General features: G+C 50.3%; 2 rRNA genes. Both read right to left on the bottom strand.

What is annotated here, in order from left to right:
• Positions 1–494: ribosomal RNA gene (locus tag HA052_RS27095) — 23S ribosomal RNA — on the bottom strand; the annotation flags it as partial.
• A 303-nt stretch (positions 495–797) separates the two neighbouring features.
• Positions 798–880, bottom strand: a 16S ribosomal RNA gene (locus HA052_RS27090); the annotation flags it as partial.

Genomic DNA, 880 nt, shown 5'->3' with positions numbered 1-880 from the left:
TCCCCTCCCGGGGTTCTTTTCGCCTTTCCCTCACGGTACTGGTTCACTATCGGTCGATCATGAGTATTTAGCCTTGGAGGATGGTCCCCCCATCTTCAGACAGGATTTCTCGTGTCCCGCCCTACTTGTCGTACGCCTAGTCCTTGGAATGTGTTTTCGTGTACGGGGCTATCACCCACTATGGCGGTCCTTTCCATGAACCTTCCACTAACACAATCCATAACACGTACAGGCTCTTCCGCGTTCGCTCGCCACTACTAACGGAATCTCGGTTGATTTCTTTTCCTGCAGCTACTTAGATGTTTCAGTTCGCTGCGTTCGCCTCCTCAGACCTATGTATTCAGTCTGGGATCTCCTTGCGGAGGGGTTTCCCCATTCGGACATCGCGGGATCAAAGCTCTATTGCCAGCTCCCCCGCGCTTTTCGCAGGCTTACACGTCCTTCTTCGCCTATGATCGCCAAGGCATCCACCAGATGCACTTAGTCGCTTGACCCTATCATTTCAGTAACCTAAGTCACCAAAACAACAAGTTGTGTTTGTGCGACGACTACACCGCCCCTTTTGATATGGCGACGTAGCCTAGATACAATCAAATACCCAAGATGACGATCCAGCCAATGAAGAGTTAACTCCATCGTCCTTCTCGCCGTCTTTATATATTCGGCTTCTTCAGTTTGTTAAAGATCAATGCGTTCAAACAACGCGATCACAGTACTCATCCAAGCACTCTGATCGCGACACTCAAACTCGCGAATAACCGATAGGCTGTAAGTACTCGATCAACAACCTTCTCTAGAAAGGAGGTGATCCAGCCGCAGGTTCCCCTACGGCTACCTTGTTACGACTTCACCCCAGTCATGAATCCCACCGTGGTAAGCG

Origin of the sequence: Chromobacterium fluminis (assembly GCF_011602385.1) — a bacterium.
Lineage (GTDB): Bacteria > Pseudomonadota > Gammaproteobacteria > Burkholderiales > Chromobacteriaceae > Chromobacterium > Chromobacterium fluminis.
Note: the sequence above shows the minus strand (reverse complement) of the source record. Positions and strands in the feature narration are given on the sequence as shown.